The organism is Kolteria novifilia (assembly GCA_007748055.1).
Taxonomy (GTDB): domain Bacteria; phylum Planctomycetota; class Planctomycetia; order Kolteriales; family Kolteriaceae; genus Kolteria; species Kolteria novifilia.
In genome coordinates this window covers 6,815,824-6,832,587 of record CP036279.1, presented here as the reverse complement: position 1 = coordinate 6,832,587, position 16,764 = coordinate 6,815,824, and the positions used below count along the sequence as shown (strand labels likewise).

Here is a 16,764-nt window from a genome sequence, read left to right as displayed (position 1 = left end):
GCCGTTCCGTGCTGTCGACAAGGCCATCCGCGGTATCGTCCCGACAACTTGAGAGATCTCGTCGAACGCCTCGCGCCCCCGTCATGGGAGTGGGAAACAACGTGACGGTGCCTCTTGTTGACTCGTTGAGGCCAGGGCCGTTTCGTCGTGATGGAGACTCGGAAATTCCCGCAGGAGTAGGTGCTTTCATGAAACGCCGTCATGCTTTTACGCTTGTCGAGTTGTTGGTGGTGATCGCCATCATCGGGGTCTTGGTCGCGATGTTGCTGCCCGCGGTCCAGCAAGCCCGAGAGGCGGCCCGGCGGATGCAGTGCCAGAGCAATCTCAAGCAGATTGGCACCGCGATGCACAACTACCATGACGCCTACGCCCGCTTCCCCATCAGTCAGAGTTGGGGTCAGCTTGGACCGCAGTACGAGATCTCCGCGTGCTGGGCACGGAGCCTGCTGCCCTACGTCGATCAAGAGCAGATCACGAGCAACTACAACGACAGGGTGTCGCACCTGCATCCCGACAATCGTCCGTTGGTGGGAAAGTCGCTGGGAGTGTTCAAGTGCCCTTCCTCGACGGCCCCAGGCGTCGTCGATATTACCGTCGATCATTCCAGCCTTCCGTTTGTCGACACGACCGATGGCGAGACGATCCCGCTCGGGATCAACGAGTATGCGTGTTCTTCCAATGTGTACGACGGCACGACCTCCGAGCACGGGTTGATGCCCTACAACAGCTACTCGACGAAGATCGCCGAAGTGACCGACGGCTTGAGCAAGACCATCCACGTGGTTGAGATCACCGGTGGCGGCGGCATCGCCCACGACCGAGCCCGCAACGTTCTCAGCGTGACGGGAACACCGCACTGGGGGATCTGGGCCGGGTTCAACCGCCTATCGTTAAGAGGCTTCAGCAGAGATGGCGTTACACAGTTTGGCGGAAACTGTGTCGTCAACTGCAATAGTGGTGGCAGCAACCCCTACAGTTTTCATCCCGGCGGCGCCCAAATCTTGTTCGGGGACGGGGCGGTTCAGTTCGTCGACGAGCAGATCGATGTGGGAACGATGGAACGTCTCGTCAAGCGTGCCGATGGGGAGAGAGTCGAAGGTCTCTAGGCTCATCGTGGGACGAACCACTTTCAACGGGAACGAACAACCTATGTACGCCAACATGCGAAACGCCGCGATCATCGCTCTTGCCACCACGACGATTCTCTCGGGGTGCGGTAGCGCGCCCGACGACGGGCTGATCAAGCATCAAGTGACCGGCCAAGTGCTGGTCAACGGCAATCCCGAAAAGGGCGTTGTCGTCCGGTTCAACCACACCGACCCCTCGGTGAAGAAGAACGCCGCCCGCCCGATCGCGGTTACGGACGAGGACGGCTGCTTCGTCCTTTCCACCAACGGCGAGGACGACGGAGCGGTCGCCGGGACGTATGATGTCACCTTCTTCTGGCCGGAAGGTGGCAACAGCATGCAGGAGTTCTTTGAAGGCAAGTACGTCAAGCCGAACGGGCCGGAGTTCCAAGTGAAGGTCGAGGATGCCGACGCCCTGATTCCTCCGTTCCGGCTAGAGGCCCCCGCCGCCACGGTCGAGAAGGCACACCAGGCGTTGAACAAGAACCGCGCGCAGCCGATCAACTAGGCTCCGTCTCAAAAGTCGGCTCTGGCTTCGGCTGGCTACGTTGCTGCGGGACTTTGTCGGTCTGCATCGACGAATCCAACGGATTCGCCTGTTTCGACCTCCTCGTCCCCCACCAACTCGCTGTGCCTCGGGCCGACGATCAACTTTTGAGACGAAGCCTAGAGCGCCTAGATGGAGACAGGGCCGTCAACGCGTCGACCGAAAACACTGAAGCGGGGGAGGACTCCGCCAAGCGCCGACAGCGATTCAACTACCGCAAACTCTTCTGGAGATGGCACAAGCTCGCGGGGCTCCTCGGTGGGCCCTTGCTGGTGTTGATCGCGCTGACCGGCGCGATTCTGGTCTTCTCCCCCGAGATCGACGACTGGCTCCGTCCCGACCTCAAGGTCATCGAGAGCCCGATCCCCAACGCCGAACCCATCTCCGATCAGGCGATGATCGACTTGGTTCGCGAACACGTCCCGGACAAACGCTTGCTCCTCTACTTCCAGGGGGAACACTCCCACGAACCCTACCAGTTCCTGCTGATCGGCAACCCGAAAGAGGGGCTCCACGACGTCTGGGTCAATCCCTACTCCGGGGAGATCGTCGGCGACCGCATGCGCGAGACGGCATTCGTTCGCATCGTTGAACAGATCCATCGTCGTTTGCTCACCGGCGAAGTCGGCAGTTCGATCGTCGAGTTCATTACCGGCTGGGGCATCGTGCTCGTGCTGACGGGGCTCTTTATGTGGTGGCCGCGAAACCTCAAGGCGCTACGGCACGGACTGACGGTCCCTTTTCGCGGCTCGGGCTACAAGATCAACTGGCGGCTGCACAACGCGGTGGGCGCTTGGATCGCGGTCTTCATCTTGTTGATGTGCCTGACCGGCATGGTCTTCTCCACCTACTCGGGGAAGATCTATCGCTCAATCATGCAAGCGACCGGGGGCGCGTTCGGCTCTTCCGTGACGTCGACGCCGACTCCCGGAACGGCGACGGTCTCGGTCGACAAGGTGCTCGAGGTGATTCGCAATGAGGTAGGCCAAGACGCACCGCTGACCGTCTTCTTGCCGAATGGGGAGAAGGCGTGCTACGTCGTGCAATCGCGGAGAGAGGAACGGCCGGTCTGGACGAACCGCCACGACTACCGGCGCTGGTCGTTCGATCAGTACTCCGGGGAAATGCTCAAACGCGAGACCTGGCATGATGTGCATCCGATGATGCGATTCTGGATCCTGAGTCTGACGATTCACTACGGCTCGTTCATCGGATGGCCGACGAAGATCCTTGCCATCGTCGCGTGCCTGACGCTGCCGATCCTGGCGGTGACCGGCTACCTGATCTGGTGGTGGAAGCGGCGAGCACGAGTGAACTCCGCGTCGGGGCCATCGGCGGTCTCCAATCGTGTCGCCGCTCGAGCTCCCGCGCCGGTTCCCAAGGGACTCATCGTCTGTCTCGTCGGCGTGGGAATCGTCTTTCCGACCATAGGAGTCTCCTTCTTGGCGCTCCTTGGCTGGGAGGGACTCGTTCGCGTCGTTCGCGGGAAGCCGGGACAGAGCTCGTTTCCTCCTCGTTCATGATGGCGACGAGTGGCCCGCGGCCGATCTCCGCGCAGTCGTCAACGGCAGCGTTGCGACGGCCTTGGCCGGTCGGTACGATACGGCCACATCTGAACCATTTTGTTCGAGGAGAGAGAGTTGATGAATCGCCGAAAGTTTCTCGCCGCTGGCGCGATGGCCGCCACCGCCCCGCTCCTTTGGAACTCCGCGCGGGCGGGGGACCCCGCCACCTCCACCGGCGCGAAGTTCAAACTCAAGTACGCGCCGCACTTCGGCATGTTCAAGGCGCTCGCGGGCAACGACCCGATCGACCAACTCAAGTTCGCCGCCGACCAAGGCTTCACCGCCTGGGAAGACAACGGCATGATGCGCAAGCCGGTCGAACTCCAGGAAAAGATCGCCAAGACGATGGGCGATCTGGGGATGACGATGGGCGTCTTCGTCAGCTTCTCCGGCTTCGGCAAGAGCGACTTCGTCTCCAACACCTCGAAGGACTACCAAAACACGCTGCGCGACTCGATGAAGAAGGCGGTCGAGGTCGCCAAGCGGGTCAACGCCAAGTGGTCGACCGTCGTTCCGGGCAACACCACCCAGAAGCTCGAGTACGACTACCAGATGGCCAACTGCGTCGAGAACCTCAAGGTGATGAGCGAGGTTTGCGAGCCGGCCGGGATGGTCATGGTCCTCGAACCCCTCAACTGGTGGGCGAACCACCCCGGTCTCTTCCTCACGAAGATCCCGCAAGCCTACAGCATCTGCAAGGCGGTCAACTCGCCCTCGTGCAAGATCCTCGACGACCTCTACCACCAGCAGATCACCGAAGGCAACCTCATCCCCAACATGGACAAGGCCTGGAGCGAGATCGCCTATTTCCAAGTCGGCGACAATCCCGGCCGCAAGGAGCCGCTCACGGGCGAGATCAACTACCGCAACGTCTTCAAGCACATCTATGACAAGGGCTTCGACGGCGTCGTCGGCATGGAGCACGGCGTCAGTGGCAAGGGCAAGGAGGGCGAACAGACCCTGATCGAAGCCTACCGTTGGTGCGACAACTTCTCTTGAGGGTCGTCGTTCTCGCCACCTCGGCCCGCTGACCCTGGGTGCCACTGGCTGCTGGTCAGCCAGTGTGCTGGTCGCATGAGCGGCACTCGAGGCGTTCGGCGTCCCGAGTGTTCGGCATGCTCCCGCGCGGTCACGGGCCGCCACCACATGAAGAATACTGGTCGATCGGGACACTAGAAGAGTCCGGTCGTCATCTCCAGCGCCTTGGTCGCGAGGTAGCAACCCTTGTCGAGATGGCGGCAGGCGATCCGATAGAGTCGATAGCCCTCTTCACTATCGCTCTGGGCCCGGTAGGTGTCGAGGCAGGAGTCGGCGATCATCCACTCCATCTCCGCCTCACGCAGCAGGTGCATGACCTCACTCTCACGCTGTGTCAGGGAGAGTTGGTCGAGGCGACACAACTGCTCGGCCAGTTGCGAGCGCAGGTCCGGTAGGGAACTGGGGGTCGCGTCGGCGAAGGAGGACGCCAGCTCGAAGATGGGGCTGAATTTCGTTTGGTCGATCCGGGAGCAGCCGATCCCGAGTAGGCCGATCATCGCGAACGCAAAGAGTCGGGGCGTTCCGTCGAGCCGCCGCCGTGGAGGCTCCGGGCGAGGTTGGGAACGGACCACTCGGTCCCGGTCTATCGCGTCGTCGATCATCAAAAGACCGAATTCCCTTCCGTCAACAGTCGGGCTTTCTGAACGTACTCGTTCGCTTTGTCCAGGTAGGCTTGGGCGTATCGCAGCCCCGCGAGACGGTGTTCCTCCTCGCGGCCCCTGCGGTAGTGGTCGAGTTGAACATCCGCCATCAACCATTCCGTCGCGGCGAGATCGAGCAAGCCGACCACCCGTCGCTCACCAGGAGTAAGCTCGTTGTACTCGAGTTTGGCCAATTCCTTGCTGAATTTGTTCCGCAGTTCCGTGATCGTGTCCGGGGTGGAGTCCTCGAGCGCCGCCCCAAGTTCGAGCAGCGGTGTGATCTTCTCGGCGTCGATCTCGGAGCAGCCGACCGCCAAGGGAAGACAGAGCACCAGCAAGGACCAGCGTACGTTCTTCATCTCGCTATCTCCGGGAGGGTGACGCCGACGTATCCGTTTTGGGGTTGGATACGGGGCCGCAAGCGAGGCGAAGATCGTCTTGGCGGGACCGATTCAAAAAAAGAACTGCCCGCTCAGATGTCGCCTGGCCTTGCGTATACAGTCGAGACCCTCTTGCAGAAACTCGTTTCCTTTTTCCAAGTGATCGGACCGTCTGAGGGGCTGCCTGGAGCCCCGGTAGCCGTCGAAACGGGCATCGGCGTAGAGCCAATGTGTTCCCGCCTGTTCGAGGATCGCCAAGACATGTCGCTCTCGCTTGGAGAGAGACTGCCGCTTGAGTCGCTCGAGTTCCTGATGGAACGTGTCCCGTCGTCCGGACAGGTTTTCTGGCTCGGCCGACTTGATCGCATCCGCGGCCGCCAACACTGCGTCGAATCGCCCCGGATCCAATGGGGAGCACCCGATGGCGGCAAACGCGATGATGGCGACAATCCAGTGCCGCGACATGTTCATTCCCTCGGTCCAGCGCTGACGAGTCGTCCCGCTTTTCCCGAGAGATGATCGCGACCGGCAAATCGACGATTCGAGGTACCGACATTCGATCACACGATCCATTGAACACCGCCCTTCCCGCGGAGTTTCTCTCGGAGAGAAAGTTTTCGGCTCTAAAAGCGCGTCGACTCCATCACCAGACGCCGGGCCCGACCAATGGACTCGGCTCCCTTGTTCATGCACGAGCGCCATTGCCGCAAGGTCACCTGCCGCTCTTCGGCGCTCCCGGAACGGTGGTACGCGTCGGCGCTGAGATCCGCGTACATCCATTGACTCGAGGCCTGACGAAGCAACTGCATCACCGTCCGTTCGGAACCGTGAGGCCGCTCTTGCTCGAGCTGTTTCAACTCCCGCTCGAACCTGGCTCGGTGTTCGGGCAACTCCGCGGGGGTTGCGGTTCGAACCGATTCGGCAAGGTCGAAGACTTGGGCAAACTTCTCCGGATCGATGCGCGAACAGCCGAGCAAGGCGATCGCTCCGATGGCAAGGAGAGGTGATGTTCGCATCTTCTCTTGTTTCCGATGGGGTAGGTTCCGGATTTGGGAGACCGCCTTCTTCTGGCGACCGCGATCGGGATTCTCTTCGGGGCGTCGGCTCTCGGAGTGGACGACTCCCGCGAACTGGTCGCGACGTATCGTCCCAAATGCTTCGAAAAGGATACCGGTGCATGGTCGAACGCCTAACGGCCCATTGATCAATTCGCTGCCGGCTACGAACGGCCCTTTTGGCCAATCTCCCCGTCGACGAAACTACGGATTCGCCTGTGTCTCTTCTCCTTGATCTTGGCCAACGTTGCTCATTCTCGCCTTGGCCCGCTTGGATCAACGGACTGCTAGCGTCGAGCTTCCGGTCATGTCGCTTGTTCTTACTGACAGGCAGCCTGAGACAACCGAACATCAGGTCTTGGCGGTGCACCCGTGTCCTGATTGGCAAGTTCCATCCCTGAAACCTCGTTCCCCAAATGCGGGAACGTGCTCAATGAGAGGCCTTTCACGCATGCCCAAGGCGAGCGTGGGCACGGTACCCAAGAGTCTCTTGGGCAATGAATGGACCTAGGCAAACGCCCATGAAGGGACCATCCGACTCAGAAGGCCAACCAGCCCCCCAGTTGGAAACGGGCGCGCGTGAGAATGGCGCTTCCTGACGCGATCAACTCCTTGGCGACCTCTTGGCACGACTCGCGGCCTTCTTCGCTCGTTTCCGATCGGCAGCGGTCGAGACAAATATCGGCGAGCCGCATCTCCGTCTCGGCTTGGCGAAGAATCGCTAGGATCTGCTTCTCCGACGTCGTCATCGTCACCGATTCCAGGGCCAAGACTTCGTTCGCGAACAACTCACGATACGACGTGAATGAGACGATGTCGGCCTGCTCCAAGGCTTGGGCAGCATCGAACGCCGCCTTGAACTTCTGAGGATCGGCGTCAGTGCAGCCGCAGGGCAGCGCGATGACGATCAGCGAAAGGATCCATGTCCTACGCATGTCTAAGGAATCTCCTGCGCGATAAAGTCGCGCCTATGATACCTCTTTGTGTTGGGGATGCCACTAGTGAATCGGTTCTTTGGTCCACTTGCTGGGCCGAGGACCGATGAAGAGCCGTTTGGAGTTCCTGGTGCCGCCCTCTCCTTCGCGCGGCTCTCCTTCCTATCACCTGTGGGATTCGCCGCGCCGCCCCAATTCTCAGGGAAATTTATCAACGGTTTGGCGAATTTGTTTCGTCGTGTCAGCTCGGTTGGTGTTGGCCTCTACTGGCGGCGAGGGATTCCTAGGGTTGACGGTGGCGTCGTGATCAACCGTCCTCTCGCGTCGACGAGTGGGGACGTTCGAGGGATTGCAAAGTCGGTGCCGCTTCGATGGGAGTTTTGGTGTGATGGGAGGAAGGACGCCGACCGATCCCGAGTCGTGCTCACATCGGGCAAGGGGTGATCGGCGTTGGCTGGCATGAGTCCGAGGCCCTGTTGCCTTGGGATCGAAGCCTCGTCGCATTGGCGAGCGATCCTCTGGGATTTAGGGGATTCTGCCATTTGCCGCTGGCGCGACACCCCACGCACAATGAGCGGAATGCGAGGAGAAGAAGGTCGAGGAGTCCGATGCCTCGTCATCCACCATTGGGCAGGGGTAAGGACGCTCGAATCGGTTCGCTTCCAGCTCGCTCGTTTCGCCGGGAGCCGGTCCTGACGTCGACGAAGTGAACATCATTGCCCACTGACTCGGCAGCGGGCTCGTTCGATCTTCGCTGAGGAAGGATAGCCGTCAAAGCGGACGTTGCGATGTGCTGAAGAACAGCCGGCAACGTGTGTTCGGCCAACGAGCGAACTTCCCGGGAAGTGTGAGGGGCGACAGTCCGCCAAGCGATTCGCCGCCAGTTAGGTAACGCCCGCTTCGATCGACTGTTCGCTAGCAGCCCATTGATCTATTCGCTGCCGGCTGCGAACGGTTCTTTGGACCAATCTCGGCGTTGAAAATCCTCGACGAATCTGCGGATTCGCCTGCGCTTTTCCTCCTCGATCTTGGCCAACATGGCTCGTTCTCGCCTTGGCCCGCTTGAATCATCGGACTGTCAGGACAAACAGTCCTCGAGACGCTCGAGCGACTCGAACGTCTCTTCGATCTCCCAACCGGACGAGAAGCTACGGACGGAGTGTTGGTGCTGGTAGACTTGGCGAATGAGGTGGAATTCGCTGGTTCCGAAACGGTTGGCGACAGCGCGGGTCGTGTCCAAGGGGGCCTCGGTGGCGAAGGCGAACCCGTCGCGACACCAGTTGCGGACCTGGACCCGTTGGGCGTGGAGAAAGAGAGTTGCCGTGCGATCGTGATGGGTCGGGATCAGAAGGGCGGCATCTTGGGTCGATTGGCGCTCGCATTTGCGACGATCGGGGCCGGAATTGGTCCAATCCGCGTCGGTTTCTGATGAAATTGGTTGAGAAACGTCGGTTTCGAGCCCGAACGGGACCTCTTCGGAGAGAACTTGGCTTGTTCGAAAGTTGAAGGGCATGACAATCGCTCCTCGCGTTCGAAAGTGGTATCAGCGTTCACGAACTGCGTGAGATCGACGGGGAGAACCGGATCCGTTCGATGCGAAGAGATCAGTTGCATTTGCCGTGCCGAGACGTTGGGTAACACTGGGCGTGAGGCCGTAACGCTTTTCATGCTAATAGATTACGGCGACAACAGTGCATTCGGAGGGAGAGAGGCGACTATCAAAATGACAATCGAAGGGCGGTCCGCTTGATGGAAGTCGTGGGGCGAGTTCTCATCGAGAGAAACCGCCCCATTCTTGGGGAAGGCGAAGATTGGTGAACGGACGGGCTAGCTCTTGCTGTCGTCCTTCTTGATGGTCAGCAACTTATCCTTGGGGTGCTTCTCCAGCGAGAGGTTCTTGAAGCGAACTTCCTGGGGCACCTTATTCGAATGTAGTTGCAGTCCGATCGGGGCCTTCTTGATTCGCTCGGGTTCCGGTTCGCGCCAGTCGGAGATGAGCTTTCCGTTGAGGACGTAGCGGATCCGATTTCCTTGGGCGAGAATCTCCATCGTGTTCCAGTCGTGTTGCTTGCCGAGCGGCTTGGCGATCTTCGCGTTGCGATGAATGCCGCGACGGCCGTAGAGATCGTAGAAGCCGTAGTTCGACGGAAACATCACCAAGTGCCCCGCGTAGGTGTAAGGATCGCCCTTGTCGGGAGCGACCCGCCCCCACATCGCGATCCCCGAGTGCATTTCCGACTCGGCCAACATGAAGTCGAAGACGAGCCGAAAGTCGTCATACTCCTCTTCGGTGAGCAGGTAGGTGCTCACGGGAACGGGTTCGTCGTTGCGGCCGACGATCACCCCGTCCTTGACGGACCAATACTTCTCGTGGCCCTTCCAACCGTCGAGATTCTCGCCGTTGAAGATTTCGACGACTTCCGTTTCGCCCGACTTGGGAGGAACGACGGGGGCGGCTTTGGCCTTCGGCTTGGCCTTCTTGTCGGCGGCCTCCGCGGGCAACGCGGAGAAGAGCGTCAGGGTTGTCATCGCGACGAGAGCGGTGCTCGCCCATCGACCGTATTGGTTGTTCATCCCAGGTCTCCAGCTTGAGGGTTACGAAGTCGCGCCGCGACGTTCCGCGGAGGCCATGCCGAGCGAGGAAGCCCCCGTCGAACCGCGACAAGTGACGACTTCCGGGGGCGGCGCGATCGGCGGCATTATCTTGGCCCGCGAAGAGCTCAGCAAGCGCCGAATGGTCACGATGGCGATTTTCGTGGTTCGCTTTCATTCGCGAGTACGCCCTCAAACGTCGGGCGAACGCGGCAATGCGTGGATCTTTTCGCATGCCCACGACAAGCGTGGATCTTTTCGCATGCCCACGACAAGCGTGAGCATGGTACCCGGCCGGCTGAACTTATTGTTCTCTCTGGCTCGTCGAGGGTTCCGCAAGGGGCTAACGATTGACTTTGGTGACATCCATCAGTTATTCTTGAAAGACCTACCAGAGCAGCGAGGCTTCGGTTCCCCGGGGGGTGGCGGGAAGCGGGCCGTGGGCTCGTTGCAGCGATTGCCAGCCATTGTTCCAAGCGGGCCGGACGAGTCATGCAACGCAACTTCACCCATGTTCTGTTGTTCCTTGGTGCGCTCCCAACATCCGTCGCTTCCGCCGAGGCGCCGATCGACTTCAACCGCGATATAAGACCGATCCTCTCCAACACGTGCTTTCACTGCCACGGGATGGACGAGGCGACGCGCGAAGCGGACCTGCGTCTCGACACCAAGGAGGGGGCCTTCGCCGACTTGGGCGGCTATCACCCGATCGTGTCGGGAAAGAGCGACAAGAGCGAGCTCTTCCGCCGCATCGTCTCCGCCGACGATTCCGAGAAGATGCCTCCCCCCGACTCCGGGAAAGAGCTGTCCGACGCTCAAATCGAGTTGATCCGACGTTGGATCGACCAGGGAGCCCCTTGGAAGGGACACTGGTCGTTCGAGGCTCCCAAACGCCCGACGGTTCCCGAGGTGAAGCCGACGGCGACATCGGGCAACGCGATCGATCGCTTCATTCACGAGAGGCTTGCCAGCGAGGGGCTCGAGCCCGCGGAGGAGGCGACGAAGGAAGCGCTGCTGCGGCGCGCGACCTTTGACTTGACCGGGCTCCCCCCGACGATCGAGGAGATCGACCGCTTCCTCGCGGACGACTCACCCGACGCCTACGAGAAGGCCGTCGACCGGTTGCTCGAATCACCACGCTATGGCGAGCACATGGCCCGATACTGGCTCGACGCCGCCCGCTACGGCGACACCCATGGCTTGCATCTGGACAACGAACGTTCGATCTGGCCCTACCGCGAGTGGGTGATCAAGGCCTTCAATAACAACATGCCCTTTGACCAGTTCACCGTCGAGCAGCTTGCCGGCGACTTGCTCTTCAAGCCGAACCGCGACCAGATGATCGCGACCGGATTCAACCGCTGCAACGTGACAACTAGCGAGGGCGGGGCGATCGCCGAGGAGTTCCGCGTCCGCTACGCGATCGACCGCGTCGAGACGACCGGGACCGTCTTCATGGGGCTGACCGTCGGCTGTGCGGTATGCCACGACCACAAGTATGACCCGATTTCGCAGAAGGAGTTCTATCAGCTCTTCGCGTACTTCAACAATCTGGCCGAGCCGGCGATGGACCGGAACAAGCCGCTGCCGCCGCCGACACTGATGCTCCCGACGCCCGATCAGCAGGAGGCGGTCGAACGCTACAAGAGGCAAATCGCCCTCCTGGACAAAGCGATCGATGCCGAGTTGGCCAGCATCGACTACAGCGACCCGGCCGAGTTGGTTGCCGGGGAGCCCGAACCACGCGAGTACGTCTGGTTCGACGATTCCCTCCCCGAGGGCGCCAAGCCCCTGGGCAACGAGAACGAGAAGAGCTGGCGCTTCGTCGGTGGCCCGAAGTATCCCGTCTATTGCGGCAAGTCGGTCGCGACCCGAAAAGCCAAGTCGCGAAGTCAGCATTACTTCCAAGGCGTCGAGAAGGGGCTGCTCATCGGCGAGTCGGACAAACTCTTTATCCACGTCTACTTGGACCCCCAGGATCCCCCGCGGCAAGTGATGCTCCAGTTCAACGACGGGACGTGGGAGCATCGCGCCTACTGGGGCGAGGACCTGATCGAGTGGGGCGAGGCGGGAACGGTGAGCCGCCATCACGCCGGTCCGCTTCCCAAGCAAGGGGAGTGGGTCCGTCTCGAGGTCGATGCCCGGACGGTCGGTCTCAAGCCGGGGACGATCATCAACGGCTGGGCCTGCACGCAGTTCGATGGGACGGTCCACTGGGACAAGGCGGGCATCGTCAGCGCGATTCCTCAAGGCGAGGAACAACTGGCCTCCCTGGCCGCGTGGGAGAAGGTGCTCAAGGGTGACAAGAAGAAGCTCGCCGCGTTGCCCAAGGATCTCCAGAACGTCCTCAAGGTCGCTAAGGAGAAGCGAAGCGACGCGCAGAAAAAGACGCTCACGAACTACTTCATCGCTCACGTTCATCCGGACTATCGCGACTTCTTCGGCCCGTTGGCCAAGCAGTCCAAGGAGATCGCCTCGCGACTCGACAGTCTCGAGAAGTCGATCCCCGGATCGCTGGTGATGAAGGAGGCGCCCACGCCGAGAGACGCGTTCGTGCTGATTCGCGGCGAGTACGACAAGCACGGCGAGAAGGTCTCCCACGGCGTCCCCGCGGCGCTGCCGCCCCTCCCCGAGCACGCTCCGAAGAACCGCCTCGCGCTGGCCCGCTGGCTCGTCGATCCCTCGCATCCGCTCACGGCTCGGGTGACGGTCAATCGCTACTGGCAGCACCTCTTCGGAACGGGCATCGTCAAGACCTCCGAGGACTTCGGCTCGCAGGGCGAATGGCCCTCGCACCCCGAATTGCTCGATTGGCTCGCGGTCGAGTTCGTCGAAAGTGGTTGGGATGTCAAGCAACTGCTCAAGTTGATCGTGACCTCGTCGACTTATCGGCAATCCTCGCGGATCACGCCCGAGAAGCTCGAGAAGGATCCCGACAATCGGCTCCTTTCGCGGGGGCCGCGCTTCCGCCTCGACGCCGAGATGATTCGCGATCAGGCTCTCGCGCTGAGTGGCTTGATGATCGATCGCGTCGGTGGGCCGAGCGTCAAACCGTACCAACCCTCGGGTGTTTGGAAGGCGGTCGGTTACACCTCGAGCAACACGGCGGTCTTTAAACAGGACAAGGGGGACGCGGTCTATCGTCGCAGCCTCTACACCTTCTGGAAGCGGACCGCGCCGCCCCCCTCGATGGCGACGTTCGACGCGCCGACGCGCGAATCGTGCACCGTGCGGCGTTCGCGGACGAACACGCCGCTGCAGGCGCTGGTGTTGCTCAACGATGTGCAATTCGTCGAAGCCGCCCGCAACATGGCCTATCGCGTCATGGTTGAGGGAGGCGACAGTCCCGACGAGCGGATCGTTCACGCGTTTCGTCTCGCCACGGGACGGCGTCCCGACGAGAGCGAAGTGAAGCTGCTGCGCCAAGCGTACGAGTCGCAGCTCGCCGACTATCGGAGCAATCCCGCGTCGGCCGAGTCGCTGACCAAGGTGGGGGACTCGCCTCGTCCGACCGATGTCGACGTGGCGGAACTCGCCGCTTGGACCACGGTGTCCAACCTGATCCTGAACCTCGACGAGACCATCACCAAAGGATGATTGCGATGGACCCGATCCAAGAGTTCCAGCACCTTCAGACCCGCCGTCATTTCTTCGGCAAGACCGCGACCGGCATCGGGGTCGCCGCTCTCGCCTCGTTGCTCGATCGAGACGGGGCTCGAGTGACCGCCGCCGAGACCAAGCCTGGGGAAGGGGTGCTGACGAAGCCGCATCTTCCTCAAAAGGCCAAGCGGGTCATTTACCTCTTCATGTCGGGAGGGCCGTCCCAGCTCGACTTGTTCGACTACAAGCCGACGATGAAGGAGTGGTTCGACAAGGACCTGCCCGAGTCGGTGCGAATGGGACAGCGACTGACCACGATGACGTCGGGGCAGAAGCGATTCCCGATCGCGCCGTCGATGTTCAAGTTTAAGCAACAGGGACAGAGCGGGGCGTGGATCAGCGAACTGCTCCCCAACTTCGCGACGGTGGCCGACGACGTCAGCTTCATCAAATCGGTTCACACCGAGGCGATCAATCACGATCCCGCGATCACGTACATCCAGACCGGTCATCAACAGCCGGGCCGTCCAAGCTTAGGGGCGTGGCTCTCCTATGGTCTTGGCCGGATGAACGACAGCTTGCCCGCGTTCGTCGTGCTGCACTCCTCCTGGTCGGCGCGCCGTGACGCGCAGGCGCTCTACTCGCGACTTTGGGGAACGGGCTTTCTCCCCTCGGTGCACGCGGGGGTCTCGCTGCGTTCCAAGGGCGATCCGGTGCTCTATCTCTCGAACCCTCCCGGGGTCAGCCGCAAGTCGCGCCGCAATGTGCTCGATGCCCTGGCGCAGCTCAATCGAAAGCAGGAGGAGGCTTTCGGTGACCCGGAGATCAACACCCGGATCCAGCAATACGAGATGGCCTACCGGATGCAGGCGTCGGTTCCCGACCTGGTCGACATCAGTGGCGAGTCGAGCAAGGTGCGCGATCTATACGGGCCCGAGGTGACGACGCCGGGGACGTTCGCGGCGAACTGCCTCTTGGCTCGCCGGATGATCGAACGCGATGTCCGCTGCGTGCAGATCTTCCATCGCGGTTGGGACCAGCACGGAGCCCTTCCACGCGACATCCGCCTCCAGACCCGGGACATCGACCGGCCGATGACGGGACTGATCAAGGACCTGAAGAGTCGGGGCCTGCTCGAGGACACTCTCGTTGTCTGGGGCGGCGAGTTCGGACGCACGATCTATAGTCAGGGAACGCTAACGAAGTCGAACTACGGCCGCGACCATCATCCGCGTTGTTACACGATGTGGATGGCCGGCGGCGGCATCAAGCCGGGAGTGACGCACGGCAAGACCGACGAGTTCAGCTACAACGTCGTGGAGAACCCGGTTCACATCCACGATCTCAACGCGACGATTCTTCACTGTTTGGGGATCGACCACGAACGACTCACCTACCGATTCCAAGGCCGCGACTTCCGCTTGACCGATGTTCACGGCCACGTCGTCAACGAGGTCTTGGCGTAGTCGATTTCCGGCCCCGCCGCGGACCTCGTCTCCGTTGTCCGTTTGACTCCGCGGGACTTTCGTCTGGGATGTCTGTTCGTCAGGGATGTCATGCCCACGCTTGCGTGGGCATGCTGTTGTGCTGTCGTATGACCAACCAGCGGTCTCTGACCTCGTGTCCGATGCCCACGCTCACGTGACCCTCTTGGCATGGCACCCAAGGCGGGAGAGAAGTGAACGCTAGGAATCCCCGCGGGCGATTGTGACGGTCGCGCTGAGTTGGTCGACCAACGCGTCCCACTGACGGGGACCGAGTTGATCGACGAACTGACCCTGGGCCTTCTTCCAGAACGGGATCGCCTCGGCGAGTTTCTTCTCGCCCTCGGTCGTGAGGGTCACCAGACGCGTCCGGCCTCGGTCGTTGTTGACGGAGATCAGGCCGAGTTTTTCGAGTGGACGGAGGTTGCGCGTCAACGTACTTCGATCCATGACGAGCGCTTCGGCGAGTTGGGTGATATTGGTCGGCTGCTCGGCGGCGACGACGAGCACGATGATCAGTTGGGTCGAGCGTAAGCCGATCGGCTGGAGCATCTCGTCGAAGTATTGCGTGACCGCTCGCGCCGCTTTGCGAAAGTTGGCGCACGCGCACTGTCCCGCGGCGGCTCTCAGGGCATCCCGATCGAAGTTCATGCCTTCTTACTCATCGATTGACGTCGTGTTCAACTACCGCCCCGTTGCGGTCGACTCACCGGCGTGGGGGCGTTCCATCATGGATTGGGGAAAAGAGAACTCGCCGGGAGATCACTCGAACGACCACGGGCGATCGTTGCGGACATAGGCACCATGGGAAAAGGCAAGAAAGAACAGCTCGATCCATGGATGATCGATGGGAACGCTCAGGTCATCCCGCGACAGGTTTTCTTCGGCGGCGTACGTGGTGTGCTGCCCTTTGTCGACGAGGACATGGTACCATGGTTGATCGCGACTCGGTTGCGTTTTGTTCTTTTGGTACCACGCGTCGTCGGCCATGCAGCGAAGATCGACGGCGACCACGACGCCGCGATACCCGTAGCGTCGGTGTTTGACCAACGCGCCCGGTTGGAAGCGGGCGTCGCGAGCGCTTTCGTCGGAGAGCCCGTTGGCGGCTCGGATCATGTTTGCTCCCTCCACGGGCTGGCCGCCAGACTTGGCTCACCCAGAGACCGCCCCATGCTCCCACCCCAAGGGATCTGCACCACGTGAAGAAGTTTCGATTCGACAAAGCCTATTATGATCGTTTTTATGGCAATCGGGAGACGCGTGTCACCACCCAGCGAAGCATCCATCGCTTGGGGAATTTCGTGTGCCACTATTTGAAGCATTTGGCGCAGCCGGTACGGAACACGCTCGATCTCGGCTGTGGGTTGGGCTATTGGCAAGCGGTGGTCAAACGCCACTTTCCGAGGTCTGATTACCAGGGTGTCGAGGTCAGCCCCTACCTTTGCCGAGAGTTTGGCTGGCAACGAGGTTCGGTGGTCGACTACGACGCGCCGGAAGCATTCGATTTCGTGATCTGTCAGGGCGTGCTTCAGTACCTTCCCGCCGCCGAGGCCCGCCGGGCAATCGAAAACCTAGGGTTGCTCTCTCGCGGGGCGCTCTATCTTGAAGTGCTTACACGCCGCGATTGGGAACTCAATTGCGATCGTTCCGTTACCGACGGGGATGTCTATCTTCGAGAAGGGGCGTGGTATCGCCGCGAGCTGGGGCGTTACTTCGTTCATGCCGGTGGAGGCGTTTGGCTATCGCTACGCTCCCCGGTGGTCTATTTCGAGATGGAGATCGCCGAATAGCGCAGCGTCG

The 16,764-nt window shown here is 61.1% G+C and carries 16 protein-coding genes; 7 read left to right on the top strand and 9 right to left on the bottom strand.

The genetic code is table 11. The features are described from left to right. The first annotated feature begins 188 nt into the window (after positions 1-188). From Pan216_RS25130 to Pan216_RS25115, 4 genes are all read left to right on the top strand, one after another. Positions 189-1,106 (top strand): DUF1559 domain-containing protein, encoded by a 918-nt coding sequence (locus tag Pan216_RS25130; RefSeq protein WP_419192971.1) that lies wholly within the window; start codon positions 189-191, stop codon positions 1,104-1,106. A gap of 43 nt (positions 1,107-1,149) precedes the next feature. Next, on the top strand, positions 1,150-1,635 hold the full coding sequence (locus Pan216_RS25125; protein ID WP_145262527.1) for a hypothetical protein: 486 nt from the start codon (positions 1,150-1,152) through the stop codon (positions 1,633-1,635). Between the two features lie 146 nt (positions 1,636-1,781). Further along, positions 1,782-3,197, top strand: coding sequence for a PepSY-associated TM helix domain-containing protein (locus Pan216_RS25120; RefSeq protein ID WP_419192970.1), 1,416 nt, complete (start codon positions 1,782-1,784; stop codon positions 3,195-3,197). A 120-nt stretch (positions 3,198-3,317) separates the two neighbouring features. Further along, positions 3,318-4,238 (top strand): hydroxypyruvate isomerase family protein, encoded by a 921-nt coding sequence (locus Pan216_RS25115; protein WP_145262523.1) that lies wholly within the window; start codon positions 3,318-3,320, stop codon positions 4,236-4,238. Between the two features lie 173 nt (positions 4,239-4,411). Here the strand turns inward: Pan216_RS25115 and Pan216_RS25110 are convergent, their stop codons facing one another. The 7 genes from Pan216_RS25110 to Pan216_RS25080 form a co-directional block, all read right to left on the bottom strand. Next, entirely contained in the window at positions 4,412-4,879 is a 468-nt protein-coding gene (locus tag Pan216_RS25110) for a hypothetical protein (RefSeq protein ID WP_145262521.1), read from the bottom strand. Continuing rightward, positions 4,879-5,277, bottom strand: a complete 399-nt coding sequence (locus Pan216_RS25105; RefSeq protein ID WP_145262519.1) for a hypothetical protein — start codon at positions 5,275-5,277, stop codon at positions 4,879-4,881. Before Pan216_RS25105 ends, Pan216_RS25110 begins: the two co-directional genes overlap by 1 nt. Before the next feature lie 93 nt (positions 5,278-5,370). Continuing rightward, a complete protein-coding gene (locus tag Pan216_RS25100; protein WP_145262517.1) occupies positions 5,371-5,763 on the bottom strand; it encodes a hypothetical protein in 393 nt (130 codons plus the stop codon). Positions 5,764-5,921: 158 nt separating this feature from the next. After that, positions 5,922-6,314, bottom strand: coding sequence for a hypothetical protein (locus Pan216_RS25095; RefSeq protein WP_145262515.1), 393 nt, complete (start codon positions 6,312-6,314; stop codon positions 5,922-5,924). Positions 6,315-6,892: 578 nt separating this feature from the next. After that, the gene (locus Pan216_RS25090) at positions 6,893-7,288 is read right to left on the bottom strand and encodes a hypothetical protein (protein WP_145262514.1); all 396 of its coding nucleotides are present in this window, start codon (positions 7,286-7,288) and stop codon (positions 6,893-6,895) included. A gap of 1,078 nt (positions 7,289-8,366) precedes the next feature. Beyond that, positions 8,367-8,801, bottom strand: coding sequence for a hypothetical protein (locus tag Pan216_RS25085; RefSeq protein ID WP_145262512.1), 435 nt, complete (start codon positions 8,799-8,801; stop codon positions 8,367-8,369). Between the two features lie 314 nt (positions 8,802-9,115). Beyond that, positions 9,116-9,862, bottom strand: a complete 747-nt coding sequence (locus Pan216_RS25080; protein ID WP_419192969.1) for a 3-keto-disaccharide hydrolase — start codon at positions 9,860-9,862, stop codon at positions 9,116-9,118. A 510-nt stretch (positions 9,863-10,372) separates the two neighbouring features. On the opposite strand from Pan216_RS25080, the gene Pan216_RS25075 reads away from it, so the two are divergent. Both Pan216_RS25075 and Pan216_RS25070 read left to right on the top strand, forming a co-directional pair. Then, positions 10,373-13,477 (top strand): PSD1 and planctomycete cytochrome C domain-containing protein, encoded by a 3,105-nt coding sequence (locus tag Pan216_RS25075; protein ID WP_145262510.1) that lies wholly within the window; start codon positions 10,373-10,375, stop codon positions 13,475-13,477. Between the two features lie 5 nt (positions 13,478-13,482). Continuing rightward, positions 13,483-14,946 (top strand): DUF1501 domain-containing protein, encoded by a 1,464-nt coding sequence (locus Pan216_RS25070; RefSeq protein ID WP_145262508.1) that lies wholly within the window; start codon positions 13,483-13,485, stop codon positions 14,944-14,946. Between the two features lie 219 nt (positions 14,947-15,165). On the opposite strand, the gene Pan216_RS25065 is transcribed toward Pan216_RS25070, so the two are convergent. Both Pan216_RS25065 and hspQ read right to left on the bottom strand, forming a co-directional pair. Further along, entirely contained in the window at positions 15,166-15,615 is a 450-nt protein-coding gene (locus Pan216_RS25065) for a MarR family winged helix-turn-helix transcriptional regulator (RefSeq protein ID WP_145262506.1), read from the bottom strand. 111 nt (positions 15,616-15,726) lie between these two features. Beyond that, positions 15,727-16,080, bottom strand: coding sequence for a heat shock protein HspQ (gene hspQ, locus Pan216_RS25060; protein WP_145262504.1), 354 nt, complete (start codon positions 16,078-16,080; stop codon positions 15,727-15,729). Between the two features lie 83 nt (positions 16,081-16,163). Between hspQ and Pan216_RS25055 the strand changes: the two genes are divergently transcribed. Then, on the top strand, positions 16,164-16,754 hold the full coding sequence (locus tag Pan216_RS25055) for a class I SAM-dependent methyltransferase (RefSeq protein WP_419192968.1): 591 nt from the start codon (positions 16,164-16,166) through the stop codon (positions 16,752-16,754). Positions 16,755-16,764: the final 10 nt, after the last annotated feature.